We start from the raw sequence: 25,494 nt of genomic DNA, 5'->3' as shown, positions 1-25,494 counted from the left end.
AATGAGCCTTCATCAGGTTCTTACGATCCTGTGGGCGCGGAAGTGGATCACGCTCCTCGCCCTGCTGTCCGCCATCACGGCCGCCGTCGCGGCCGTGTTCATCCTGCCGCCGCAGTACACGGCGACCACCTCGGTCATGATGGACACGACCGAGCCCGACCCCATCACCGGGCAGACGCTGCCCTCGCCCATGCTGCTCAACCACCAGCGCACCCAGCTCGCCCTGCTCAAGAGCGACCGGGTGGCGCGCGAGGTGGTGGACCGCCTGCGCCTCGCCGAAGACCCGCAGTACCGCGCCGCCTACATGGAGGCGACGGAAGGGCGCGGCGAGATCACCCGCTGGATCGCCGAGCGGCTGAAGGAAAACCTGAACGCCGGCTTCGTCGACGGCTCCAACGTCATGAGCATCGCCTATACGGCGCAGTCGCCGCAGATCGCGGCGGTGATGGCGAACACCTTCAAGTCGACCTACCTGGCCGCCAACCTGGACCTGAAGGTCGAGCCGGCGCGCCGCAATGCCCAGTGGTACACCGCCCAGATCGACGGCCTGCGCCGCGAGACCGAGGAAGCGCGCCAGCGCCTGCTCGACTTCCAGCAGCAGAACAAGCTGCTGGTGCAGGAAAGCGAGGGCGGCGGCATCGAGAGCGCCAAGCTGCTCGCCCTGACCGAGCGCCTGCTCGACGCCCGCGCCCAGCTGGCCGCCACCCAGGGCGGGCCGGCCGTGCCGGCGGAAACGGCCGAGGACGGCGGCACCGCCGTCACCGGCGAGATGCCGGCGGAAGTGGGCCCGGTCAACCGCGGCGCCGCGCCGTCGCCGACCATGATCGCCCTGCAGTCGTCGCTCGCCTCGGTGGAGGCCGAGATCGGGCAGCTGTCGAGCCAGCTCGGCCCCAACAATCCCAAGCTGGCCGCCCTGCGCGCCAGCCGTGCCTCCATCCTGTCCCGCATCGAGGAGGAAGAGGCCCGCTCCCTCGAGGATCAGGCCGGCTTCGTCGAGGCCCTGCGCCGCCACGTGAGCGAACTGGAGACCGCCGTCGAGGAGCAGCAGGCCAAGATGCTCGACATGCAGGACGGCCGCGAGCAGCTCGCCGCCCTGACGCGCGAGCTGGAGGTGCGCCGCCAGCGCCTGGACGAAGCGGAAGCCCGCGCGGCCTCGCTGCGCATGCAGGGGCAGCAGTCCTTCATCAACGTGGTCTCGCTGGACGAGGCGGCGCCGCCGTCCCGGCCTGCGTTCCCCAACACGCTGCTGATCCTGGTCATGGCGACCGGCTTCGGCCTCGCCCTCGGCGTCATCCTGTCGCTGTTCATCGAGATGCTGGACCGCCGCGTGCGCACCTTCTCCGACCTGCAGGACGCGGTGGGCGTGAAGCCGCTCGGCGCGCTGGCCTCGGCCAAGGTCTCGCGCCGGCAGATGCGCCGGTCCGGCGAAAAGTTCATCGGCCGCGGCGGTACCCGCATGCTGCCCGCCGCCGAACCCGGGAGCTGACCCCATGTCCGACGTCAAGGACCTGTCCGACGACCGCACCGCCGAACCCGCCGAGGTCGCGCCGTCCGACACCAAGAAGAGCCTGGGCCGCCTGCTGGTGCAGATGGGCCGCATGTCGTCGCGCGACGTCGACCGCGTGCTGCAGAAGCAGATGGAGGACAATTGCTCCTTCGGTGAAGCGGCCGTGGCCCTGCGGCTGGTCACCCAGCGCGACATCATGGAAGCGCTGGCCCGGCAGTACCAGTACCCCACCCTGCAGGGCATGGAGCGGCGCGACGGCATGTCGCGCGAGCTGGTGGTCGGCCACGAGCCCTTCGGGGCGGCGGCGGAGGAATTCCGCGCCATCCGCACCTCGCTGCTGCACAGCCACGTGAGCGAGGGCCTGCGGTCGCTGGCGGTGGTGGGCGTCCACGAGGGGGCGGGGGCGACCTACTTCGCCTCCAACCTGGCGCTGTCCATGGCGCAGATGACGCTGCCGACCATCCTGGTGGAGTCCAACCTGCGCAGCCCGCGCATCGCCGAGATGTGGAACATGCCGCGCCGCAGCCGGGGCCTGTCGGAGGTGCTGCGCCACCACGACGGCGACCCTTCGGCCGTCATAACCGAAGTGGTACCTAACCTTTCGGTATTACTGTGCGGCGCGGAACCCCCGAACCCGCAGGAACTCTTGTGTTCGCCCGAGTTCGCCCAATTGACCCAATGGCTGGAATCGCGCTACCGGGTCGTGATATACGACACCGCACCGGCCAAGGAATTCGCCGATGCGCGCGTCGTCGGCGCCGTGGTCGGATCCGCCATCGTCGTGGCGCGACGCAACCGCTCGCGGACCCGCGACACCACCGAAATCGTCGAACGCCTGGAAACGGTGGGGTGCAATGTCGCCGGAACCATCTTCAACAGCCATTAATCCTTTAGTCGTACCATGCTGACGGGATCCCGGGGCCTTGGAGCCCATGGCCGATCCGCCGGCCGTGGACGTCAGACGGCGCGGGAAGCGGTTTCGTCAGACGAAAAGGGTACGAAAATGCAGACGGGGGAAGCCATTATCGTGCGCAGCGCCGAAGAACTCGGCGCCGCACTGGCAATTGCGCAGGGCGGGGAAACCATTCGCCTGGCCGCCGGCCGCTATACGAACCTAAGCCTAAAGTACAATACCTTCCCGACCAGCGTGACCATCGAGGGCGAGCCCGGAACGGTGGTCGCCGGCATGTCGGTCACCAACTCCTCGGGCATCACGTTCCGCAACATGACGTTCGAGAGCGTCTGCACCAACGGCGACAACTACAAGGCCGGCCTCTACGTCAACAAGAGCAGCGGCATCACCGTGCGCGGCTCCGAGTTCCGCGGTGCCGTGGACGACAACTGGCTGAACGACGGCATCGGCATCCGGGTCGACGCCAGCAAGGCGGTCGAGGTCACCGACAGCACCTTCCACCACCTCTTCCGCGGCGGTCTCTACCGCTACGTCGAGGGGCTGAACGTGTCCAACAACACGGTCACCGAGGTGCGCTCCGACGGCTTCGACTTCGCCGCCGTGCGCAACGTGGTGGTCGAAAACAACTACATGACCAACTTCCCGGTCCAGATCGGCGACACCACCCAGGGCGGCGACCACAAGGACTTCATCCAGTTCTGGACCAATGGCGTCACCTACGCCTCCCGCGACGTCGTCATCCGCGACAACGTGCTGATCGAGAAGGGCACCACCACCCAGGGCATCTTCATCAGCAGCGAGAACGACCTCGTCTACCGGAACTTCCTCATCGAAGGGAACATCGTCTACAGCAGTTCGTTCCACGGGATTTCCGTGCGGCCGGCGGTGAACACCACCATCCGCAACAACACGGTGATCTCGACGCCCGACGGGCTGGCCGCCATCAACATCGACGCCGGCACCCAGTCGGGCATCGGCAGCCAGGTGATCGTCGCCGACAACGTGATGACCAACCTGCGCCAGGACGCCGCGTCCTCGGCCGCGCTGTCGGGCAACCTGCTGGTGCAGGGCACCAACGCGGACGGCCCCAACTATTACGCGAACATCCTGAACAATCCCTTCAACCCGGCCAGCGCCGACGACCTCGCCGTGGTGGGAGCCTCGGGCGTCGGAGCCCAGCGTCCCGCCGTCGCGCCATATCGCATATCGTCGACAGCCGACAATGCCAACGGCCTGGTGAAGACCTTCTCCGCCCGCGCCTTCGCCGACGTCCTGCCGAGCGGCGCCACCTATCACTGGACCTTCGGCGACGGCAGCACCGCCCGCGGCCTCGAAGTGGTGCATCAGTACGGCCATTCCGGCCGGTTCGACGTCAGCCTGTCCGTCACCGTCGGCGGCTCCACCACTGTCGTCAGTCGACACGAGCAGGTGACCAGCCCGCTGCTGTTCAACCTGACCTTCGAGAGCGACGGCGACGCCTCCGACTACGCCAACGTCATCGAGTGGCTGGGCGGCGCCTCCTACATCTCGGGTGTCGACGGCCGCGCCGGCCGGTTCGAGGGCAGCAGTGCGGCGCGCGCCGTCACCGTCGACCGCGCCGACCACCTGTCGGGCCTGGCCGAGATGACCGTCAGCATGGACGTGCAGGTCAATTCCTTCGCCGGCGGCGGCCGCCTGTTCTACCTGCCGGGCGCCTATCTGGCGCAGTTCCGCGGGTCGAACCTGGAGGTCACCTTCTGGAGCGCCGACGGCACCAGCAAGAAGCTGCTGGCCGATGCCTCGCACCTGGCCGACGGCGGCTGGCACCGCGTCGCCGTCTCCTTCGACTCCACCCAGGGCGAAGCCAGCCTCTACATGGACGGCACCAAGGCGGCGACCGTGTCGGGCGTCACCGAGCCGCTCGCCAAGACCGGTGGCCGCGACCTCTTCGTCGGCGGCGCCTACGGGTCGTACCTGAACGGCAATATCGACAACTTCCGCATCTACGACGTGGCGCTGGCCCCGGCCGGCGAGACGGCCATGTCGGAGGTCCTCGCCTCCGGCCCGCGCACCATCCAGACGGAACCGGACCTGGTCGAGGACGCGGTGATCGACGACGGCTCGCTGCTGCAGGGCCAGGCGCCGGCACCGCAGCCGGGCGTGCTGCTGGATTTCCGCAGCGCCGGCTACGACAGCACCTCCGGCCTGACTTTGGAGGCCAAGGGCGACGTGAAGTTCGGCGTCGGCGAGGCCGGCACCGCCGCCGCCTTCGACGGCGCCAGCTGGGTGAAGCTCGGCCGCGACGAGCGGTTCTTCACCGCCGACAACGTCTCGGTCTCGTTCGACTTCAAGGCCGACCAGCAGTCCGCCACCGCCTACCAGACGCTGCTGTGGAACCACATGCGCTACGGCGTCACCTTCCGCGGCACGGAAATGCGGGTCGCCCTCACCGACGTCGGCGGCGTCCGTTCCGACGTGGTGGTGAAGGACGCCGTCAAGCACGGCACCTGGCAGAACGTGACCTTCGAATACTCGCGTGACACCGGCGTCGCCACCGTGTGGATCGACGGCGAGCAGCGGGGCAGCCGCTCCGGCCTCGACATCGACATCGGCGATCCGGCGTCGTGGGACGTGACGGTCGGGTCCGACGGCTGGGGGAAGAACTTCGTCGGCGAGATCCGCAACATGGAAGTGATGCAGGCCGCCGCGCCCGCGGGCAGCACCACGCCGCTCGTCGGCTGCACCTCCACCACCCTGCGGTCGCTGGCGCTGGCCGACTACTCCGGCGTCACCGACAGCACCACGAGCATGCTGTCCGTGGACGACAGCCTGACGTCCACGTCAGAAATGTTCACAGCTTCGTCGCTGGTGGCCTGAGTTTCGGCCGACTAGCGTCACGCACGTCCGGCTGCTGCGGCAGATGCCGCCGCGGCAGCCCGGCGCGCACCTTTCACACATCGCTTCATATAGACAGGTCCCGCCATGGAACCCGCACCGACCGCGCTTGAACCCGTCCCGGCTCAGGCCCCGTCGGGGCTGCACGTGCTCGCAGCAGTTGCCGCGCACCACGGTGTTTCGCTCTCCGCCGACGGGCTGGCCCGCCAGTACGGTCTGCAGCAGCAGGAACCGAGCGACAAGCTGCTGCTGCGCCTGCTGACCGAGGCCGGCTTCAAGGCCAAGGCGGCGACGCTGACGTGGCGCGAACTCATGCGCCTCGGCGACGAGTTTCCCTTCATCGCGACGGTCGGCCGCGGCCGCCGCGTCGTGCTGTCGGGCGTGCGCAAGCGGCCGGGCGACGGGGTCGAGGAAATCGCCATCGTCGACATCGTGGCCAACCCCGGTGCATTTACGTTCCTGACGCGGGAAGAGTTCGAACGGGTGTGGGGCGGCCAGGTGATCCTGGTCCGCCGCCGCACCGGCGCCCTGTCGGAAGATCGCCGCTTCGGCCTCGGCTGGTTCCTGCCGCTGTTCCACCGCGAGCGCCGCACCATGACGCAGGTGCTGGTGGCCTCGGTGGCGCTGGTGCTGCTCGGCCTCGGCATTCCCATCTTCTTCCAGATCGTCATCGACAAGGTGCTGCTGCACGAGGCGCGCGATACACTCGCCGTGCTCGGCCTCGGCATCATCGGCGTGGTCGCCTTCGAGGCGATGATGACCTACCTGCGCGGCACCCTTTTGCTGCACGCCACCACCCGCATCGACGCGACGGTGGCGCGGCGCACCTTCGGCCACCTGGTGTCGCTGCCCCTGCCCTTCTTCGAGACGAGCGCGTCGGGCGTGCTGGTCAAGCACATGCAGCAGCCGGAAGTGATCCGCGAGTTCATGTCGAACAAGCTCATCAACGCGCTCATCGACATGCTGGCGCTGTTCGTCTTCGTGCCGGTGCTGTTCTGGTACGACGTGCGCATGGCGTCGCTCATCGTCGCCTTCTCGCTGGCCTCGGCGGCGGTGATCTTCGTGCTGCTGCCCATCTTCCGCCGCGCCCTCATGCGCCTCTACGACGCCGAGGGCCAGCGCCAGAGCCTGCTGGTGGAGGCCATCCACGGCATGCGCACGGTCAAGTCCCTGACGCTCGAGCCCATGCTCCAGCGCGTCTGGGGCGCCCGCAGCGCCGAGGCGATCCAGAGCCACTACGACGTCGCCAAGGTCTCCATCTCCGCCCGTGCCCTGGTCGGCCTGATCGAGAAGCTGATGGTGGTCGCCATCATCTGGGTCGGCGCGAGCCTGGTGTTCGCCGGCGACCTGACCGTCGGCGGGCTGGTCGCCATCAACATGCTGGCGGGCCGCGTCAGCCAGCCGGTGAGCCAGCTGGTCGCGCTGGTCAACGAGTTCCAGCAGACCTCGCTGTCCATCCGCATGCTGGGCGAGATCATGAACCGCCGCCCCGAAACCGCCGGCGCCTCCACCGGCGGCGCCCGGCCGAAGGTCAAGGGCGGCCTGCGGTTCGAGGACGTGACCTTCGCCTACCCGACCAGCGAGGCCAAGGCGCTCGACGGCGTGTCCTTCGACGTGCCGCCGGGCACCACCCTCGGCCTGGTCGGCCGCAGCGGGTCCGGCAAGTCGACCATCACCCGCCTGATCCAGGGCCTTTATGCCCCGAGTGCCGGCACCATCCGCATCGACGGCGTCGACATCCGCGAGTTCGACCTCGGCCACCTGCGCCGCAACGTCGGCGTGGTGCTGCAGGACAGCTTCCTGTTCCGCGGCTCGGTGCGCGAGAACATCGCCGTCGGCAAGCCCTCGGCCTCGCTGCTCGAAGTGCACGAGGCGGCGGAGCTGGCCGGGGCGTCGGAGTTCATCGAGCGCCTGCCGCAGGGCTACGACACCATGCTGGAAGAGAACGCCCACAACCTGTCGGGCGGGCAGCGCCAGCGCCTCGCCATCGCCCGCGCCCTGCTGGTGCAGCCGCCCATCCTCATCTTCGACGAGGCGACCAGCGCGCTCGACCCGGAAAGCGAGGCCATCGTGCAGGCCAACCTGTCGCGCATCGCCGAGGGCCGCACGCTGATCGTCGTGTCGCACCGCCTGTCGAGCCTGGTGCATTGCGACGCCATCTGCGTGCTCGACCGCGGCGAGGTGCAGGCCGTCGGGCCGCACCGCGACCTTCTGCGCGACTCAGCCCTCTATCTCAGCCTGTGGAACCGGCAGAACCAGCACCTGGAGGCGGCGGAATAACATGACCGCGACCCTCATCCAGACCGATCCGGTCCGCGACCGTCTCGTCCGCTCCCTCGCCGAGGGCGAGGTGCTGTTCCGCCAGGGAGAGGCGCCGGGCGCCGCCTTCCTGGTGCTGTCGGGCGAGATCATGCTGTTCCGCATCGCCCCCGGCGGCCGCCTGACCGTGGTCGGCATCTGCCGGCCGGGCGATCTGGCTGGCCACGTCGACAGCGCCCGCGGCCAGCCCATGGGGTGCAGCGCCTATGCCGCCCGCGGCTCGCTGGTGCAGGTGGTGGGGCCGGAGTACTTCGACGAGCACATCGCCGCCGCCGCCCACATGCCGACGGTGTCGCCCGAGGAGGTCGACATAGAGGCCGACAGCGCCCGCCGCCAGGACCTCGCCGCCGCCTTCGTCGGCAGCCACGACCGCCGCCGGGCGCCGCGCGGCAAGGAATGGCTGCCGACCCGCCTCTACTGGCAGGCCCGCCGCCGGCTCGCCCCGCCGCGGCGGGCGCTGCTGCTCGACGACATCGAGGTGCTGGAGAACCGCCCGACGCCGTGGCAGGCGCCGGCGCTGCTGGTGCTGCTCATCGCCATCGTCGCCGGGCTGGTCGGCTGGTCGGCCTACGGCCAGCTCGACATGGTGGTCATCGCCGAAGGCCGCGTCCTGCCGCAGTCGGGCCAGGCGGTGGTGGCGCCGCTGGAGACCGGCACTCTGCTCGCCATGCACGTGCGCACCGGCGACGTGGTGAAGAAGGGCCAGGAACTGGCGACCCTCGACCCCACCTTCGCCCACGCCAACCTCAACAAGGCGACGCAGGAACGCGCCAACCTGCAGGCCCGCATCGCCCGCCTGGAAGCCGAGATCGCCGGCACCGCCCCGGCACGGTTCTCCGACGATCCGGACCTCGACAGCCTCAACCGCACCCTGTTCGAGACCCGCCGCCAGGCCATCGCCGCCCGCCGCGAGACCTCGGCGGCACGGGTGGCCGAGGTGCAGGCCCAGCTCGCCACCACGCGCGAGGAACTGCAGGCGGTGCGGGCGCAGATCGCCATCTACGAGGACGTGGAGAAGATGCGCTCCAGCCTCTACCGCGACAACGTGGGCTCGCGCCTGCAACTGCTGGAGGCGCGCGGCAACCGGGCGGCCCTGGAACGCGACGCGGTGCGGCTGGCGCGCTCGGTGGACCAGTTGCAGCGTCAGATGGAGACCATCCGATCGGAGAACGCCGTCTACCTGAGCGAGCGCAACGAGGAAGCCGCCCGCCAGCTCGCCCTGGCCCGCGACGAGCTGGCGGCGGTGACCGAGGAAATCGCCAAGGCGCAGCGCCTGGCGAGCCTGGTGTCGCTGCAATCCCCGACCGACGCCGTCGTGCTGTCGGTGGCCGAGCAGGTGCCGGGTGCGGTGGTGAACCAGGGCACGCCGCTGGTCACCCTGACGCCGCTGGACGACACCCTGCAGGTGGAAGCCCTGCTGAAGCCCGAGGACGTCGCCAACGTGCACGAGGGCCAGACGGTGCGCATCAAGCTCGACGCCCTGCCCTTCCAGAAGCACGGCACCCTGGAAGGCCGCCTGCGGGTGGTCAGCCCCAACATCGTCACCGACCGCACGCCGGGCACCGACGACCTGCCGGAGCAGGACCGCCGCGTCGGCTACCGCATGGTCATCGACATCACCGACGCGACGCTGGAGAAGGTGGGGCCGGACTTCCGCCTGCTGCCCGGCATGAAGGCGGTGGCCGAGCTGAACGCCGGCAAGCGCACCATCCTCAGCTACTTCCTCTACCCCGTGCTGCGGGTGTTCGACGAAAGCCTGCGGGAGCCGTGACACCTTTCCCTTCCGCGATGCGTTGACGTGCGGCCAGCCTTGCGGCTGGCCGGCACATCACCAGCACATCGGAGGGACGAGGATCGTGATCGACGAACCGCGCGCGCTGCGCATCGGGCTGCTGTGGCATTCCCTGCGCAACGAGAACCTGGGCGTCGGCGCCCTGACGATCGCCCAGATCGCCATGCTGCGGAAGGCCGCGGCGCGGGCGGGGCGCAGCGTCCGCTTCCACGTCATCGGCCCCGACGGCCGCCTGCACTACCCGCCTGCCGACGTGCCGGTGGAGGAAAGCCTGGTCGGCGGCTGGCGCGACTTCCTGCCCGGCTCACCGCTGTGGCGGAGCATCGCGTCGTGCGACATCGTGTTCGACAACGGCGCCGGCGACAGCTTCACCGACCTTTACGGCTGGCGCCGCTTCTGGCGCCTCGCGCTGAGCAAGGAGGTGGCGCTGGCGACCCGCACGCCGCTGGTGCTCAGCCCGCAGACCATCGGCCCCTTCCGCCAGGGCTACGCCATCCGCGAGGCGAAGCGGCTGGTGAAGCGGTCGGAGGAAGTCTTCGCCCGCGACGCCGAGTCCGTCGACGCCCTGGCGCAGCTCGGCCGCCCCGGCGCGCCGCAGACGGTGGACGTCGCCTTCCGCCTGCCGTTCGAGCGCCCGCAGCCGGTCAACGACGGCACCATCCGCTTCGGCCTCAACGTGTCCGGCCTCATGCTGAGCGGCGGCTACACCGGCCGCAACCAGTTCGGCCTGGCCTGCGACTATCCGCAGTTCGTCGACGCCCTCATCGGCATGCTGCAGCAGATCCCGCAGGTGAAGGTGGTGCTGGTGCCCCACGTGGTGCCCGAGCACATGCCGGTGGAGGACGACTACGCCGCCTCGCAGCGCCTGGCGCAGAAGTTCCCCGGCGTCGAGGTGGCGCCGCGCTTCCGTTCGCCGTCGGAGGCCAAGTCCTACATCTCCGGCCTCGACATCCTGGCGGGGTCGCGCATGCACGCCACCATCGCCGCCGTGTCGTCGGGGGTCGCGGTGATCCCGCTGGCCTACAGCCGCAAGTTCCGCGGCGTGTTCAATTCCGTCGAATACCCACTCATCGGCGACGTCACCAGCCAGAGCGAGCGCGAGTTGCTCGACCTGTGCCGCGCCGCCGTCGACCGGCGCGAGGAGTTGCGCGAGGCGGCCGTGCGCTCCAACGGCATCGCCCAGCGGCGCCTCGACGTCTACGAGGACTATCTGGCGGAGCGGCTGGCGCGCTTCCCCGTTCCGGCCGGCGCGCCGCAGCCGGTGCCCGCGTGATGGCGGGGCGGCGGCTGCTTCTCGTCCTGGCGGCGGCGGCGGCCGTCGCCGGACCCGCCGCGGCGCAGGAGGCCGGGCCGCGCGTCGAGGTGTCCGACGCGGCCGGCCTGCGCGCCGCCCTCGACCGGCTGGAGGACGGCGGCACCATCGCATTGGCGCCCGGCGACTACGGCGACCTGCGCATCGACGGCCGCAGCACGACCGCGCCGACGCGCATCGTCTCCGCCGATCCGGCGCGGCCGGCGGTGTTTTCCTCGGTGCACGTCAAGGACAGCCGCAACCTCGCCTTCGCCGACTTCACCGTGCGCCACACCCTGGAGCCCGGCGGCCCGAGCCACAGCGACGCCATCACCGGCTTCCTTTTGCGCAACGTGCAGTATGCCGAGGTGCGCGGCCTGACGCTGACGGGCAGCGTCGACGGTGATCTGACCAACGACGGCATCGGCGCCGCCGTGCGCGACAGCGCCACCATCGTCTTCGCCGGCAACCGCTGCCACGACCTCATGCGCTGCGCCGTCTTCCACACCGTCCAGGGGCTGGTGGTGCGCGAGAACACGGCGCGCTTCATCCGCTCCGACGGTTTGAACTTCGCCGCCGTCTCCGACGCGCTGATCGAGAACAACGACCTCGGCGCCTTCCCCATCCAGCACGGCGACCCGCGCAAGGGCGGCGACCACAAGGATTTCATCCAGTTCTGGACCAACGGCACCACCGGCTCCAACCGCAACGTGGTGATCCGCGGCAACACGCTGATCGAGGTGGGCACCCGCACCCAGGGCATCTTCATCCGCAGCGAGACCGGCGTCCTGAACGAGAACTTCCTCATCGAGGACAACATCGTCTATTCGTCGTCCTACCACGGCCTGACTGTCGGCGGCGTGCGTAACGCGGTGGTGCGCAACAACACCGTGATCGGCAAGCCCGACCGCACGGTCGCGGGCCTCAACGTGCTCGACAGCGTCACCGTGCAGCTCGAAGGCAACCTGACGCCGCGCCTGACGGTGAAGGACTCCGTGCGCGTGCTGGAGGACGGCACCCGGCTGATCCACTGGCGCGCCGGCGGCGGCTACGAGGCCGTGCCCTATGGCGAGGTCTTCGCCAATGCCTTCGCCGTGCACGACATCTCCGACCTGCGCCCCCTGCCCGGCGGCCTCGCCACCGAAACCGGCGCCCACCGCCGGTTCGAGGCGCTCGACCTGGGCGACGTCGGCATCCGCGAGGAGACCTCCGCCACCGCGCCCCTGCGCCGCACCCTGCGGGCCGACTGCGAGAGCTGCGGCGAGGACGCCGCCTTCCGCTGGTCGCTCGGCGACGGGACGGAGAAGGTGGGCCGCGCCGTGGACCACACCTACGACCGCCCCGGCCGCTACGTCGTCACCCTCATGCGCGAGGGTGCGCCGCCGGTGCGGCGGACGGTGGAAGCCATGACGCCGCTGCTGCTCGCCCTGCCCTTCGACGGCGACACCGCCGACGCCTCGGGCCTCGGCAACACCGCCCGCTGGCAAGGCGAACCGGCCTACGCCGACGGCCGCGACGGCCAGGCCGCCCGCTTCGGCGCCGGCGGGGCCGAGACCGCCGTGGTGGTGGAGCCGGGCGCCGCCTTCTCCGGCCTCGACGCCCTGACGCTGTCCTTCGACGTGAAGCTGGAAGGCAGCGGCGACGCCCGCCTCGTCTGGTTGCACCAGGCCTTCGGGGTTGAGCTGGTGCGCGGCGGGCTGGTGGTCCATCTGTTCGGCGCCGACGGCCACCGCGCCCGTATGGTCGCCCAGGGCGCCCTGCGTCCGGAAGCCGAGTGGCATCGCGTCGTGCTGACCTTCGACGGCAGCCGCGGCACGGCTGTTCTGAGTGTGGACGGCCAGGAGGTGGCGCAGGCCGCCGGCCTCGACAGCCGCCTCGCTGCCGTCGAGAACCGGGCGCTGACCATCGGCGGCATCCACGGCCGCTTCCTCGACGGCCGCATCGACTCCCTGCGCCTCGCCGACCGGGTCATGCCGGTGGCGGAGCTGGAAGAACTGGCGGGGAAGTAAGTCCCCTCCGTCTTCATCCACTCTACGGCTTCGGCAGATGCCCGAACAGGGTTTCCGCCGAGGCCAGCCGGCGGGCCGTCAGGCGGTCGATGCGGGCGCGGTGTTCCGCCGCCTTGCGCGCCGCCTCCACCGCCGCACGCTCCGCCGCCTCGTGCTTCAGGCGGGCGACGATGGCGGCGACGATGCCGACGAAGACGAACAGGATGGTGTGGTTCTCGGTCTGCGACAGCGCCATGCGGTAGATGGCGAAACCGGCGAGGCCACAGGCCAGCGGCAGCACCGGCGCGGCGCGCTCCTCGGGATGCTTCAGGTAGGCCCGCGCCCCCGCCGCCGCCGTCCCCAGCACCAGCAGGAAGAAGGCCGCGAAGCCGAGAATGCCCGTCTCCACCAGCAGGGTGATGGCGTAGCTGTCGAGCGTCAGCGTGCCGGCGGGCGTGGTGAAGCCGACCGTCGCCGCCCCCAGGCCGAGGCCGTGGCCGGTGACCGGGTTCGCCATGATGTGCGGCGTCGCCATGTCCCACTGGATGATGCGGGCCTCGGTGCTGCCCGCCGCCTCGCCGCCGCCGAAGATCATGACGTAGAGGCGCCGCCAGGTGAACACCAGCCCGACGAACATCACCGACCCGACGGCATAGAGCGACAGCAGGAACGGGCCGATCAAGCTGCCCTTCTTGCGCATGGCTGCGCGCACCGCATAGAGGAACACGAACAGCGCACACCCCGCGATGTAACTGATGAGGCCGCCGCGCGAGCCGCTCAGCACGATGCCCGCCGAAGCCGACAGGAAGGCGAGGACGCCGAGCGACCGCCACACCAGCTTCTCGCCGTAGAGCACCATGTAGAGGAACACCGGCGAGATGAGCGCCAGGAACTCGGCGTAGGACAGCGGCACCAGGAAGCTCGCCGACACGCGGTAGATGCCGTTGCGGAAGTTGGCGCGCGAGAGCACCTCGTACATCACCGGGTCGCTGGCGATCAGGCTGCCGGGCAGGATGCGCAGGAACACCCGCTGCTGCCACACGAACTCCACCGCCGCGATGGCGAGCAGGAAGATGGCGCTCGCCGCCAGCAGGCGATAGACGATCTGCACGTCGCGGTGCGACCGCACCACCAGCAGCGTCGCCAGGAAGGGGATGAACCAGTAGATGGCCGCATCCGCATAGGCCTTCAGGGAGGTGGCGGCGCTGTTGGACAGAAAGATCGACAGGAAGAAGGTGAAGGCGACCGCATAGAAAGCGACGCTGGCGACGCCGCCGCCGCGCAAGGTCGCGCGCAGGGCGCCGCGGGCGTCGGACGATCCGGCCAGCACCATGAGGAACAGCAGGATCAGCGAGAACAGCGCGACGCGCGTCAGGCTGATCCACGGCAGCGCCGGCGGGTCGATGGCCATGTAGGGCGGCACGCAGGCCAGCACCGGCAGGAAGACGAAGAACGCCCACCGCGTCAGGCGCGACGGCACCCGGCGCAGGTCCGGCATGGCCCACAGCACCAGCGCCGCCATGAGCACCAGCACCACGATGGGCACGTAAAGGAACCGCAGCGGCAGCACCGCCACCATCAGGCCGATGACGGCCCCGAACAGGGCGATGCCGCCCGCCCCGGCGCCCGTCTGCACCAGGCGGCGCAGCAGCGCCACCAGCGGGTGTTCCCGGCGCCAGAAGTGGACGCCGCCCGACGATCTCGCGAGGCTGCCCATGGCTCAGGCCCCGGCCAGCAGCAGGCGCCACGCCATGACGAAACGGCGCAGGCGCAGGCGCACCAGCACCGCCACGGCGCTCAGGCGGTCGGCGGCGGTGGACAGGGCCGGCGAGCGCGCGACCTTGAGGCTGTGCGGCAGCGGCGAGGCCAGCACCACCAGCGACCGCGCCGCCCACTTCAGGCGCCCGCCCGGCTGCTCGATCATCAGGAGGTAGCCCTCGCGGCTCAGGCGGTCCCACTTGCGGGCCAGTTCGCTCCAGGTGCGGCGGGCGGGATGGCCGACCACCACGTCGTCGGCATAGACCGGCGGATGGCCGGCGCGGCCGGCGCGCAGGCACCACTCCAGGTCTTCCGACACCGCCGGACGGAACGGCCCGACGGCGTCGAACACCTCGCGCCGCACGATGAGGTTGGCCGAGACGGAGAAGCCCTTCTGCTCCACGTAGGTGCGGTTGTCGAAGCCGAACACCGCCTCGAAGGCTTCCGGTCCGGTCAGGCGCTGCGGGTCCTCGGCGAAGACGTCGACCCGGCCGCCGACCACGGTGGCCCGCGCCGAGGCCTCCACGGCGCGCTCCAGCCAGTCGCGCGCCGGCCGGCAGTCGCTGTCGAGGAACGCCAGCACCGGCGCCGAGGCGGCCGCCGCGCCGGCATTGCGCGCGGGACCTGCGCCCTTCTCCGGTGCCGGCACCACGCGGGCGCGGTCACCGGCCACCGCCTCCACGGCGGCGAGGCCGCAGGGCGACATGTTGTCGGCGACGATCACCTCGAAGGCCTCGCGCGGCAGGCTCTGCTCCATGAGCAGGGCGAGGCAGGCGTCGAGGTTCTGCAAGTCGTTGTAGTGCGGGATGACGACCGACACCGCCAGGGTGGCGGGCGTCGTCGCGGCGGCGCGGGGCTCGGGTCGGGTGGTGTCGAGCATGGCAGCGGGTCTCCGTCGGGCTCAGGCCGCCCGCTGGCGCGGACGGCTGGCGAGGCGCTCGAGGGTCGGTCGGAACACCACGTCGGGGTTGGTGCGGATCAGCTCGCCCAGCTCGCGCTTGGACATCTCCCACCAGCGGCTGTCCTCGATGGCGGCGATCATGTCCGGCTCGAAGCGGTAGCGCAGCACGCGGGCGGGATTGCCGACGACGATGGCATAGGCCGGCACGTCGCGCGTCACCACCGCCCCGGCGCCGATGATGGCGCCGCGGCCGATGTGCTTGCAGCCGGGCGTGACGACGACGTTGGCGCCCATCCACACGTCGTCCTCCACCGTCACCGGCGGCGGGTTCATGGTGTCCTGCGGCACCAGCCCGAACTGCCGCTCGTAGAGGAACGGGTGCGTCGTCAGGGCATCGGACGGATGGTTGGCGTCGACGATGCGGGCGGTGCGGGCGAAGGAACAGTAGCGCCCGATGGTGGTGTTCACCGGGATGCGCCAGCGGTCGAAGCAGCCGTAGGAATAGAGGCCGACGTCGATGTTCCAGCGGTCGCGGAAGTACCGGCGCAGGGTCTCGCTTTCGTACTCGTCGCGCAGGAGCAGGCGCAGGCGGATGCGTTCCACGAGGCGCGAGGCGAGGGACATGGGCAGCGTCTCCGTCAGGCGGTTGCGGTCGTCGGTCAGGCCGGGACGTAATCGTCGAGGTGCGGGCGCACGGCGCGGACGAAGTCCTGCAGGCGGGCGTCGGCGTCGGCCTCGGTCTCGCCCGGGTTGATCGGGCTGACGAGGCGGATCATGGCGCCGTCGGTGCGCCCGCGCATGAGGGCGTCGTTCAGGATCCAACCCTTGACCATGTATTCGTTGGTGATGTGGCGGCCGCGCTGGTCGAACCAGTAGTAGACCACCTGCCGCACGCCCTGGCGGGAGATGACGGCGCGGTTCACGTCCATGGCCGTGCCGCCCACCTTGTCGGCCGGCAGGGTGACGGGGCTGAACTCTTCGATGCTCCAGCCGCCGCCGGGGATGCATTCCTGCGGGCTGTGGGCGGCGACGCCGTAGCGCTGGCTGTCGTAATAGGCGGCGTAGAAGTTCACGCCCGCCCGGTCGCCGGCGCGGCGGTAGTCGATCATGGCGTAGTCGGTCAGCTTCAGCACGTCGAGGTAGAGGTCCGACAGCGTGTCCGCACGGCCGTTCCAGGTGCCGACCTGCAAGGGGAAGTAGGAGAACGGCATGCGGTCGGGGATGGCCTCCTGGTGCTGCGACAGCGGGATGGAAGCCGCCGCGCCGAGGCCGATCAGCACCACCGAGCTGCGCAGCACCGTCCCCGCCCGCTGGCGGCCGAGGCTGCCCAGGCGATCCAGCTTGGGCATCACCACCGCCAGCGCGGTGAAGCGGCCGCCGCGCGGCGGCAGGTGCAGCAGCAGCCACACCTCCAGCAGCAGCACGCCGACGCACAGGCCGAACACCACGAAGCCCTCGACCACATGCTGGGCGCCCTCGGCCATGCCGATGCCGTAGTTGTCGACCAGCACGCCGATCATGGCGATGCGGGCGCTGTTCATCACGAGCGTGATGGGCAGGGTCGACAGCACCAGCACGATGCGCTTCCACAGGGCGTCGTCGAGCAGCATGGCGGCGAGGAAGCCGAAGCTCATGAGCGGGAACAGGTAGCGCAGGCCGTTGCAGGCCTCCGCCACCTCCAGCTGGTAGGAACCGAGGTCGATGATGTTGCCGTCGAGGAACACGCTGACGCCGGCGGCGCGCACCAGCCCGACGCCCAGTTCCGACGACCACAGCTGCATCTTGGCCGACAGCGCCACATAGAACATCTTCGGCAGCGGCAGCATGAAAACCAGATAGAACAGCGGCCCGCGCAGGCGCCACACCCCGCTGGTGCCGAGCGCCGCCCACGTCAGCCCGGTCAGGCCGATGAGGTAGCCGTAGTTCATGATGCTGTAGATGCCCGACACCTCGCCGACCGCCAGCAGGCCGAAGGCGGCGCCGAGCAGCACGAGCCCGACGGAGCGGCCGTCGCCGGCTCGCGGCGTGAAGCCCTCCAGCCGGCTCAGGCCGATGAGCAGGGCGAGCGGCGGAATGATCCAGGCGTGGCTGTATTCCTCGGTGTCCCACATGGACACCATGTGCGCGAGCCCGTTGTGGAAGGCCGCCGTCAGCAGGACGAAGCCGGCCAGCCCGAACCACAGGGCCTCGCGCTCGACCACCTGGGCCATGGGGGACAGCGATGTGATGCGGCTGTTCATGAGCGTGTTCCGGATTTCTGGATCATCGCGCCGCCTCGGGCGCGGGCACCTGCCCGGCCTCGGCCTCCTGCGCCACCGCCGTCGGGCGGCGGGCGCGGAACACCAGGCGGCGCACGTCGCCCACCGTCAGGCGGGCATGGCGCAGGGCGGCGACGTAGAGCAGCGCCATGACCACCACCAGCGCCAGATAGGCGGCGATGTCGGCGGGCAGGCCGTAGGGCGTCGTCTGCACCCAGCGCGCCGCCGCCCCGGCCGCCGCCGTCGCCACCGCCGGCAGCAGGAAGGCGAGCACATAGGGGCTCTTGCGCAGGCCGAAGCGGCGGGCGGTCAGGACGATGATGGCGGGCACGATCACCGCCTCGCCGGCGGCGATACCCACCAGCAGCGCCGGCAGCGTGCCGAGCAGTTCCGCCCCGAGGGCGGCGAAGGCCAGCGACAGGATGCCGCCGACCGAGGTCGCCAGCACCAGCCGCGTCTGCCCGAACGCAAGCGCCGGCGGGATGCAGAAGGACATCATCATCTTCAGCACCATGGCGGCGGCCACAAGGTCCACCAGCAGGCGGTCGGGCACGTACTCGGCGCCGAACACCAGCCCGATGACCGGCTGCCCGAACAGCGAGAAGCCGACCACATAGCCCATGGTGATGAAGGACAATACGTATGCGTATGCCTCGTAGAGCCGCGCCTCGCGGGCCCCGTCCACGCCCTGGTTCACGAAGTAGGACATGAACACGCTGTTGAGCAGGCGCTGGATGATGCCGCGCGGCAGCAGGGCGGTCATCATGACCACGTTGTAGAGGCCGACCACCGACAGGCCGAAGTAGGCGCCGACCACCAGCCGGTCGCCCAGGTTCTTGGCCGCCAGGGTGATACCGTTGGGCACCAGCGGCGCGCCGTACTTCAGCACCTCGGCGGCGATGGTGCGGTCGAAGCGCAGGCGCCAGCGGTAGGGCGACAGCAGATGCGAGGCTGCGACGTAGAGGAACTGCCCGGCCAGCAGGCCGTAGAGCATGGCGCGGAAGTCGTCGAACACCAGCCAGAACGCCACCACCATGAGCGTCCACGACAGCTGCAGGATGCCGGTCGCCACGGCGTCGACCCAGAACTCGTACTGCCGCGCCACCTCCTTGATGCCGAGGTTGAGGAAGCCGCGGAAGACGCTGCCCACCCCCAGCAGGGCGAAGGCCCAGCCCACTTCCGGCGCACCGAAGGTGTGTGCCAGCAGCGGCCCGCAGGCCGCCACGATGGCGCCGATCACCAGTCCGCGCAGCAGCGACAGGGTATGCAGGGTGCCGCGCCGCAGCTCCGGGTCGCCCGCGCCGCCGCGCACCGCCGAGCGGTCGAAGCCGGTGTCGGCCGCCAGCTCGGCGGTGGCGAAGACCACCGACAGCGAGATGGCGATGCCGAACTGGTCCGGCAGCAGCAGTCGCGCCAGGATGATGTTGCGCACGAGCGCGAGCACCACCTCGCTCATCTGCCCGGACACGAGCAGGAAGCGCGGCAGGAAGCGGCCGGTCACCCTCATTGCGCCGCCACTCCGGACGCCGCCTCGGCGGGCGTGTCCGCCGTGCGGCAGACGTGCAGCACGTCGGCCAGATCGAGCCGCGGCGAGTCCGCCACGTGCAGCGTCTCCGGCAGAGTGCCGACGGCGATGAACATGATGATCTCTTCGTTGTCGGGCACGCCGGCGAAGCGGCGGAACTCGGCGTCCTTGGCCGGATCGACGCACCACGCCAGCATGCAGGTGCCGAGCCCGAGCGAATGCAGGGCATAGACCAGCGACATGGCGAACAGGCCGCCGTCGATGAAGGCCTGATGGCGCTCGCCGGGACCGACGTAGCTCTGCACGTCGGCGGCGACGGCGAGCGTGCAGCCGGCCAGATGCCCGAAGCCGCGGTTGCCCGGCTGGAAGGCCAGCGCCTCCTGCGCCGGGCCGCGGCCGAAGAAGCTGTAGACCCGCCCCGGCTGGCGGTTGCAGGCCGACGGGCTTTCCTGCGCCATGCGCACGGCCCGGCGCACCAGGTCGACGTCGACCGGCTCGTCGGTGAAGTTGCGGATGCTGTGGCGGGCCTGCACGAAGCTCAGGAAATCCACCGCCGCCGGCTGCTGGATGGACTCGCGGGTGACCAGCGTCGTGCCGCCCGGCCCGGCGTCGACCTGCGCCCCGGCCTGATCCCACGCCGCCAGCTTCTCCATCAGCCCCGGCACCTCGGCCTGCAGGCGGGTGTTGAAGGCGGCATAGCTGCGGATGACGCGGATGGGATCCTGGATGAAGGCATCCTTGCCGAAGCGGGCGAGGTATTCGTCCACCATGGTCATGAGGTAGCGCAGCGACGGCTGGCCGAAGGCCGGCCGCGGCTCCTTCAGGCTCATGCCCTTCTCGAAGCTGTGGTAGCCCTTGATGATGGCCGCCCGCAACTGGCCGCGCGAGCGCGTCCGGTGCGGCGAGTGCTGCCAGCGCAGATAGCGGCGCGTCTCGCGCCACTGCCAAAGGAGCGTGCTCACCGCCTCGCGGTTGCGCCGCAGCGGCCCGACGAGCTTGCGGGCCACCTGCCTCACGGCGGCGGGCACCTGAAGCCTCGCCGCCGGACGCGCGGCGGCGGATCCGTTCTCCACCACGTGTTCGACTCCTGCCTTGTAATCGTCAGTTGGACACGAGAAGGCGGGCGACCTCCTCGCTGCCGGGGAACTCGTGCCCGACCGTGGAGGACAGAACGCCCTGCGCCTTCTCTTCGTCGCCCGAAGCCAGCAGCACCGCCCCGTAGTGGTAGCGCAGCTGCGGGTTCTGGTGCGTCTCGGCGCCGGCCCGCTCCAGCAGGGTGCGGGCGACGTCGAGGTTGCCCAGGCGGTAGTTCAGCCACGCCACCGTGTCGATGAGCAGCGCATCGCCGCTGCCGGCGAAGGACTCCACCAGCGCCAGCGCCTCCTTCAACGCTTCAGGATCGTCGGCGTGGCGATCGGCGACCAGAGACCCGTAGTTGTTGGCCGCCACCACCGACGACGGATTGACCCGCAACGCCTCGCGGTAGCTGGCGATGGCGGCGTCGATGTCGCCGGTCAGCTCCTGCACCATACCGCGGGTGACCAGCAGCGGCACGCGGTCGGCGCCCGCCTCCAGGCCCCTGTCCAGGATCTCCATGGCGCCCGGCGCATCGCCGCCGAGGGCGCGGATGCGCGCCACCTCCACATAGGGCTCCGACGCCGTCGGCTGAGCGTCGATGGCCGACAGCAGATCCTGCACGACCCGGCCGTCCTGTCCGGCCGCTCCATGCACCTGCGCCAGCAGCATCCACGCCAGATGCGCGTCGGCACCGTCCGCGCGCTCGGTAATGCCGGTCAGCACCTCTTCGGCGCTGGCGGCCATGCCGCCCTTCAGGCTGGCATCGACGAAGGCGCGCAGGGCGGCGCGGTCGAGGCCCTGGTCGGCCGTCGTCTCCAGCACCTTGCGGAAGCCTTCCGCCGCCTGCGGATAATCGGACCGGGCGGCGGCCATCTCGGCCAGCAGGCGCAGGCGCTCGCGCTCGGCACCGGGGATCTCGCCGAGGCGGCGGGCGGCGTTCTCGGCCGCCGGCCAGTCGTCGCGCTCCATGGCGAGGTGGGCGAGTTCGCGCCACGCCTCGACCGAGGCCGGATTGCGCCGCACCTGCTCCTCGACGATGGCCTGCGCCTGACCGGCATCGCCCGACTGCTGCAGCATGGCCGCCAGTTGCAGGCGGGCCTGCCCGGCCTGCGGTGCCAGGTCGACCAGCTGCTGCAGGACCGAGGCGGCTTCCGCCGGGTTGCCGCTGCGGCGATGCTGTTCGGCGAGCATGCGCAGCGCCACGGCGTTGCCCGGCTCGACGGCCAGGATGGCGTTGAGGTCGCGGATCGCCTCGTCATTGCGGCCGCCGTTGCTGTTCAGCGCCGCGCGCACCAGCAGGGCGTCGACATTGTTGGGCGTGGCGGCCAGCACGCCGCGCGCCAGGTCGAGCGCCTTGCGGCCCTCGCCGACGGTCATCCAGTACTGCGCCAGCATGCCGCGCGCCCGGAGGCCGGCCTCGGTCTCGCCCAGACGCTCGGAGGCGGCGGTCAGCACCTCGATGGCGGCATGGGCGTCGCCCGACTGCGCCCGCAGGTTGGCCAGCGCGATGTCGTAGGTGCTGGTGTTCGGGTTGCCGGCGATCAGCTTCTCGAGCTCGCCGACCGCGGCATCGACGCTGCGGTGGCGGGCGAGGTATTCCACATAGGCCACCGCCATGGCCTCGCGGTCGGCCTCGGGCGCCTCGAAGCCGGCCCGCAGCACTGCCTCGCCTTCCTCCACCTTGCCGGTGGCGGCGAGCAGGTCGGCGAGCGAGCGGCGGTGACCGGCATCGCCCGGCTGCAGCTCGACCAGACGACGGAACTCCTGCACCGCCTGCTCGGCCTTGCCGTCCGCGGCGTAGGCGAGGCCGAGCAGGCGCACCAGCGCCACGTCGGGCTCGGTTTCGTCGATGGCCTCCGTCAGCACGGCGCGGGCGCGGGCGTAATCGCCCTCGTTCAGGTGCACGGTGGCGAGCACCGCCGTCGCCCCACCGTGGCCGGGCTCGGCGCGCAGGGCGGTGGCGGCGTCGCGGGCCGCTTCCTCGGGCTGGCCGCGCATCTGCAGGACCGCCGCCCGCAGCGCCAGCAGATCGGCGTTGTTCGGCTCCAGGCCGATGGCCATGGCGGCGCGCGACGCGGCGTCGTCGAGCCGGCCGGCGGCCATGAGCAGTTCGATGACGCGCACCTGCGCGTCCATGTGGCCGAGCGCCGGGTCGGCCGCCCGCAGGTAATAGCGGAAGGCGGTGCGGACATCGCCCCGCTCTTCCTCAATGCGGCCGATGCGCCAGCTGGTGTCGGGGTTCTCGGGGGCCAGTTCCAGGGCGCTCTTCAGCTCGACCAGGGCCTTGTCGAGGTTGCCCTGTTCCTGAAACTCGATGCCTTTCTCGAAGTGATCCGCCGCCTGCTGCGCGGGATCTTCACAGGCGGCGAGCGTCATTACGAGAGCCACGGCCGTCAACAGGCCGCTGCGTCGAAGCGAGACCGCCATCATCGTCCTTTCCGTCCAGAATGCGCTCCGCCAAGAACACCTTTCCTTCGCGAAACGTGGCCGGAGAATTCCGCCTACCTCAAAGGAGGCAGGGCGCGGACCGGACCCGCCCGCCGGGCGTCCGTCGAGGCGTATGGCGTGGCCGCAGGATCGTCTGGTCGGTTTACGTTCAGGAGTGGTGGCCGCCTACCTACGAAAAACATAAAGGCATTTCTAGAGGCCCAGTTTTCTTGAATAGCCGAGCATTGTCATTGCTTCGAGACCGCCATGCGCAAGGCTGTTGAACCTTCGCCGGTTCCGGTATTTCCGAAATGGGACATTTGTCACATTAAGTCTTATGACGTGCCACCCCCTTGTTTCGTTATTTCTCGATGTGTACGTGACTTTTCTTCGAGAACTGGTTTTCCGCATGGTGCGTTGCGGCAGGGGTTCTGACTGAACGTCGGAACTGCCAATCGCCCTATGCCCAAATTTCTCGTGGAGAAGCGAATGAAAACCCTAGCCATTGCCGCGATCACCGGATTCCTCGCGCTGGGTGCAGCCGGGACCGCCGACGCGGCGACCTATAACCTGTCGCTGGACGAGGGTGCTCAGGGCAACTACAGCGCTGGCTTCTATGCCCCGGTGACCGGCTCCTTCGACAACTCCTACACCTTCGAGATGCCGGAAGGCGCCTTCAAGCTGAGCTCCAGCCTGACCGTCGCCATGGCCTCGGCGGCCAACGCCATCCAGGACCTGACCCTCGCCCTGTTCCAGGGCACGCCGGGCTCGGGCACCATGCTGGCGGAATCCGACTACGAGAACCTGGTCGTCGGTCCGGTGACCGCGCAGTTCGAGGCCCTGCAGTACGAGGGCATGCTCACCGCCGGTGAGAGCTACTACCTGCAGACCACCGGCACCGTGCCGGGCAACGCCACCCTCGCGCTGGGCGGCAGCCTGTCGGTCGCGCCGGTGCCGCTGCCCGCCGCGCTGCCCCTGTTCGGCGCCGCCGTCGCCGGCCTCGCCGTCGCCGGTCGCCTCCGCAAGAAGAAGAACGCGGGCAAGACCATGGCGGCCGCCGCCTGAGGCGCGCTCGTCGCGACCGGCCGGTAACCCCGGCCGGTTGCTCTCACAGAGAAAGCCGGCAAGGCCGCCCGCCCATCGTCGTGGCGAACGGCCGAAGGATCCTTGCGGCCGTTCGCCACGGGCGGCCTTGCCGGTGACCCTGCCGCCGCCATGTCGGGCGGCCGTGTGGTTTCCCAGTACCGCAGCTTTCGGGAAAGACTCGCATGGGAGACGTTACATGAGCCAAGCGTTGCACAAGCAGGAGGTCGGCCCGGTCGCGGCCGCCGCCTTCGCCGCCGACGACACGCTTGACACCATGGCCCCTGACCGCGCCGGCGCCGCCGCCGCCGCGGTTCCCCTGCCCACCGCCAGGGCGCCGGCCGACCGGTTCGGGGCGGCGCCGGGCGCCGGGGCGCGCCACCAATACGTCCGCGCCGCCTGGCGCATGATCCAGAACGGCCTGATGGTGGCCGATGCCGCGGCGCTCTTCGTCGCCGCCGTGGCAGCCTACGCCATCCGCTTCGAAACCGTCCTGATGACCTCGCGCGACCTGATGTTCGTCGGCGCGTCGCTGCTCATGACGCTCGCCGTGCTGCAGATGCACGGCGCCTATGCGGTCAACACCCTCAAGAATTCCAGCCAGCACATCAACGCCCTGTTCCTCGGCCTGCTGTCGGCGACGGCGGCGGTGCTGGCCTGCTCCTTCGCCGTCGGCTACCTGAAGGAGACGTCGCGCCTGTGGCTCGCGCTGGCCTTCGGGCTGGCGGTCGCGCTGGTCGCGATCAACCACATCGTCGCCGGCGCCGTCGTCCACCGCCAGCGGGCCCGCGGCCTGCTGCGCGAGCGCATCGCGCTGCTCGGCGTCAACGACCGGGCGCGCGGCATCCTCGAGCGCATCAACAACACGGGCGGCGACGTCGAAGTGATCGGCCTCTACGACGACCGCCTGCGCCGCTGCCCGCCGGCGCTCGGCCGCCACTGCGTGCGCGGCACCACCGAGGACCTGCTCGCCAACCTGCGTCAGCAGCCCATCGACCGCGTCATCGTCACCCTGCCCTGGCAGGCCGACGACCGCATCCGCCAGTTGCTGAACAAGATGTCGCAGACGCCGGTGCGCATCGACCTGGTGCCGCACGACCTCATCTGGGGCGCCAAGGTGCCCGACATAGAGCGTATCGCCGGCGTGCCCGTGTTCACCGTCGCCAACTCGCGCATCGACGAGCCCATGGGCTTCGTCAAGCGCTGCGAGGACGTGATCCTGGCCAGCCTCATGCTGCTGGCGCTGTCGCCGATCATGCTCGGCCTCGCGCTCGCGATCCGGCTGGAGAGCCCCGGCCCGGCGCTGTTCCGCCAGAAGCGCTACGGCTTCAACAACCAGGTCTTCGACATCTTCAAGTTCCGCAGCATGTACACCGGGCCGGTGCCGGACAGCGGCACCAGGCAGGCGACGCGCGACGACCCGCGCATCACCCGCATCGGCCGCTTCATCCGCCGCACAAGCCTGGACGAGCTGCCGCAGCTTTTGAACGTCATCAAGGGCGACATGTCGCTGGTCGGCCCGCGGCCGCACGCCGTGCCCCACAACGAGCTCTACGGCCGCCTCATCGACCAGTACTTCGCCCGCCACAACGTCCGCCCCGGCATTACCGGGTGGGCGCAGGTCAACGGCCTGCGCGGCGAAACCGACACGGACGAGAAGATGCGCCAGCGCGTCGAGCACGACCTTCAGTACATCGACAACTGGTCGGTGCTGCTGGACATCAAGATCATCCTGCTCACGGGCCTGCGCATCTGGTTCCAGAAGACTGCCTACTGAGACC

General features: G+C 70.1%; 16 protein-coding genes. 9 read left to right on the top strand and 7 right to left on the bottom strand.

Translation table 11 applies throughout. The features are described from left to right. Window position 1: 1 nt before the first annotated feature. The 7 genes from CRP50_RS22045 to CRP50_RS22015 all read left to right on the top strand — a co-directional run bounded on the left by CRP50_RS22045 (window position 2) and on the right by CRP50_RS22015 (window position 12,705). Complete coding sequence (locus CRP50_RS22045) at window positions 2-1,486, top strand: Wzz/FepE/Etk N-terminal domain-containing protein (RefSeq protein ID WP_097281363.1); 1,485 nt, start codon at window positions 2-4, stop codon at window positions 1,484-1,486. Between the two features lie 4 nt (window positions 1,487-1,490). Continuing rightward, window positions 1,491-2,393 carry a polysaccharide biosynthesis tyrosine autokinase gene (locus tag CRP50_RS22040; RefSeq protein WP_097281362.1) on the top strand — a complete coding sequence of 301 codons (903 nt, stop codon included), beginning with the start codon at window positions 1,491-1,493 and terminating at the stop codon, window positions 2,391-2,393. Window positions 2,394-2,534: 141 nt separating this feature from the next. Further along, window positions 2,535-5,276: a LamG-like jellyroll fold domain-containing protein gene (locus CRP50_RS22035; protein WP_176525302.1), complete on the top strand. Its 2,742-nt coding sequence runs from the start codon at window positions 2,535-2,537 to the stop codon at window positions 5,274-5,276. Between the two features lie 165 nt (window positions 5,277-5,441). Continuing rightward, window positions 5,442-7,574, top strand: a complete 2,133-nt coding sequence (locus CRP50_RS22030) for a peptidase domain-containing ABC transporter (protein ID WP_217992108.1) — start codon at window positions 5,442-5,444, stop codon at window positions 7,572-7,574. A 1-nt stretch (window position 7,575) separates the two neighbouring features. Further along, the gene (locus CRP50_RS22025; RefSeq protein ID WP_097281359.1) at window positions 7,576-9,384 is read left to right on the top strand and encodes an HlyD family type I secretion periplasmic adaptor subunit; all 1,809 of its coding nucleotides are present in this window, start codon (window positions 7,576-7,578) and stop codon (window positions 9,382-9,384) included. An 85-nt stretch (window positions 9,385-9,469) separates the two neighbouring features. Continuing rightward, entirely contained in the window at window positions 9,470-10,678 is a 1,209-nt protein-coding gene (locus CRP50_RS22020; RefSeq protein ID WP_097281358.1) for a polysaccharide pyruvyl transferase family protein, read from the top strand. Further along, window positions 10,678-12,705, top strand: a complete 2,028-nt coding sequence (locus CRP50_RS22015) for a LamG-like jellyroll fold domain-containing protein (RefSeq protein WP_097281357.1) — start codon at window positions 10,678-10,680, stop codon at window positions 12,703-12,705. Before CRP50_RS22020 ends, CRP50_RS22015 begins: the two co-directional genes overlap by 1 nt. 22 nt (window positions 12,706-12,727) lie before the next feature. On the opposite strand, the gene CRP50_RS22010 is transcribed toward CRP50_RS22015, so the two are convergent. The 7 genes from CRP50_RS22010 to CRP50_RS21980 are packed head-to-tail and all read right to left on the bottom strand — an operon-like array spanning window position 12,728 to window position 22,633. Beyond that, on the bottom strand, window positions 12,728-14,401 hold the full coding sequence (locus CRP50_RS22010) for an O-antigen ligase family protein (RefSeq protein WP_097281356.1): 1,674 nt from the start codon (window positions 14,399-14,401) through the stop codon (window positions 12,728-12,730). A 3-nt stretch (window positions 14,402-14,404) separates the two neighbouring features. Next, window positions 14,405-15,322, bottom strand: coding sequence for a glycosyltransferase family 2 protein (locus tag CRP50_RS22005; RefSeq protein ID WP_097281355.1), 918 nt, complete (start codon window positions 15,320-15,322; stop codon window positions 14,405-14,407). Window positions 15,323-15,343: 21 nt separating this feature from the next. Beyond that, window positions 15,344-15,967, bottom strand: coding sequence for a CatB-related O-acetyltransferase (locus CRP50_RS22000; protein ID WP_097281354.1), 624 nt, complete (start codon window positions 15,965-15,967; stop codon window positions 15,344-15,346). Between the two features lie 35 nt (window positions 15,968-16,002). Next, window positions 16,003-17,583 (bottom strand): VPLPA-CTERM-specific exosortase XrtD, encoded by a 1,581-nt coding sequence (gene xrtD, locus CRP50_RS21995; protein WP_097281353.1) that lies wholly within the window; start codon window positions 17,581-17,583, stop codon window positions 16,003-16,005. Between the two features lie 22 nt (window positions 17,584-17,605). Further along, the gene (locus CRP50_RS21990) at window positions 17,606-19,108 is read right to left on the bottom strand and encodes an oligosaccharide flippase family protein (protein WP_097281352.1); all 1,503 of its coding nucleotides are present in this window, start codon (window positions 19,106-19,108) and stop codon (window positions 17,606-17,608) included. Continuing rightward, a complete protein-coding gene (locus CRP50_RS21985; protein WP_141415229.1) occupies window positions 19,105-20,199 on the bottom strand; it encodes a nitroreductase family protein in 1,095 nt (364 codons plus the stop codon). Before CRP50_RS21985 ends, CRP50_RS21990 begins: the two co-directional genes overlap by 4 nt. A 28-nt stretch (window positions 20,200-20,227) precedes the next feature. Beyond that, a complete protein-coding gene (locus CRP50_RS21980) occupies window positions 20,228-22,633 on the bottom strand; it encodes a tetratricopeptide repeat protein (protein ID WP_097281350.1) in 2,406 nt (801 codons plus the stop codon). Window positions 22,634-23,119: 486 nt separating this feature from the next. Here CRP50_RS21980 and CRP50_RS21975 point away from each other — a divergent pair, with 486 nt between their 5' ends. Both CRP50_RS21975 and CRP50_RS21970 read left to right on the top strand, forming a co-directional pair. Next, window positions 23,120-23,695 (top strand): hypothetical protein, encoded by a 576-nt coding sequence (locus tag CRP50_RS21975; RefSeq protein WP_097281349.1) that lies wholly within the window; start codon window positions 23,120-23,122, stop codon window positions 23,693-23,695. 217 nt (window positions 23,696-23,912) lie between these two features. Further along, window positions 23,913-25,490: an undecaprenyl-phosphate glucose phosphotransferase gene (locus CRP50_RS21970; protein WP_097281348.1), complete on the top strand. Its 1,578-nt coding sequence runs from the start codon at window positions 23,913-23,915 to the stop codon at window positions 25,488-25,490. Window positions 25,491-25,494: the final 4 nt, after the last annotated feature.

This window comes from Caenispirillum bisanense (assembly GCF_900230255.1).
GTDB classification, from domain to species: Bacteria; Pseudomonadota; Alphaproteobacteria; order Rhodospirillales; family Rhodospirillaceae; genus Caenispirillum; species Caenispirillum bisanense_A.
Note: the sequence above shows the minus strand (reverse complement) of the source record. Positions and strands in the feature narration are given on the sequence as shown.